Here is a 512-nt window from a genome sequence, read left to right as displayed (position 1 = left end):
AATGGATATATTATGCCAAATATATCTGAATATTTATATTTGGATTTATTAAATCTTCGAGATAAATTTGATACAAAAAAACTTAATGATTTTGTATGTTTTTTCCAAAAAGTTACAGAAAAATACTGCAAAGAAAAATTAAATGATAGTATATATTTTAGTGCCAAATCGAGGATAAAAAATCATTTGGCTTATCAGTTTGGTCTTGCAATGATTGATTGTTCAAGAAATATTTTGGGATACGTTAAAATGCCGTTTGTGTTATTTAAGGTTTTTAAGCAATATCAAAACAAAAAAAAAGAATATTATAAAAAAATTTCTGAGAATCCTAAATTAGTATTACCTAAAATAAAAGAGTATGCAGATTATCAGGAAGCGATAAGATTAAAAGAAAGCATTACATATAGGTTAGGACAAGCTCTCATACAGGCCAATAAAACTTGGTATGGGGGGGGGTATGTCAGATTGCTATTTGAAATTAGGAAGTTGAAGAGGGAATATTGTGACAAAAG

General features: G+C 27.3%; 1 pseudogene. It reads left to right on the top strand.

Annotated features, from left to right (window positions below):
- Nucleotides 1-12: 12 nt before the first annotated feature.
- A pseudogene (locus CAMP5121_RS08045) lies at nucleotides 13-512 on the top strand (hypothetical protein); the annotation flags it as partial.

This window comes from Campylobacter sp. 2352 PW (genome assembly GCF_024723575.1).
GTDB lineage: Bacteria > Campylobacterota > Campylobacteria > Campylobacterales > Campylobacteraceae > Campylobacter_D.
Note: the sequence above shows the minus strand (reverse complement) of the source record. Positions and strands in the feature narration are given on the sequence as shown.